Origin of the sequence: Salinicola rhizosphaerae (assembly GCF_014652715.1) — a bacterium.
Taxonomy (GTDB): Bacteria; Pseudomonadota; Gammaproteobacteria; order Pseudomonadales; family Halomonadaceae; genus Salinicola; species Salinicola rhizosphaerae.
The window spans coordinates 1-517 of the sequence record NZ_BMZI01000025.1 but is presented as its reverse complement, the minus strand read 5'-3'; the positions used below and the strand labels follow the sequence as shown (position 1 = coordinate 517).

At 67.1% G+C, this 517-nt stretch carries 1 protein-coding gene; it reads left to right on the top strand.

Features of this window, described 5'->3' with window-relative positions:
- A partial coding sequence (locus IE125_RS19165; RefSeq protein ID WP_189446289.1) for an Ig-like domain-containing protein occupies nucleotides 1–517 on the top strand: 517 nt, incomplete at both ends.

Here is a 517-nt window from a genome sequence, read left to right as displayed (position 1 = left end):
GCATTACCAGTGACGCCACCGTCAATGTCGGCGGCCTCGAAGATGGCGCGACCTGGGAGTACTCCACCGACGGCGGCACGACCTGGACCGCCGGAACCGGCACCAGCTTCGAGTTGCCGGAGGCCACCTACGCCGACGGCGACGTGCAGGTGCGCCAGACGGATGCGGCCGGTAATACCAGCGATGTGGGTAATCTGGGGCCGGTGACGGTGGATCTGACCGACCCGACCGCGCCGATCATCGCCAGCGCCACCGACGATGTCGACCCGACCGGAACACTCGCCGACGGCGATACCACCAACGATGCCACGCCGACGCTGACAGGGACCGCCGAGGCCAACGCGACCGTGGCGATTCTGGCCAACGGCACGCAGATCGGCACGGCCGATGCGGATGGCGATGGCAACTGGACCTTTACCGTCGACGACGCAGATGCCCTGCCCGATGGCGATGTCACGTTTACCGCAACCTCGACCGATGCCGCCGGCAATGTCTCGCCAGCCAGCGACGCCTTCAC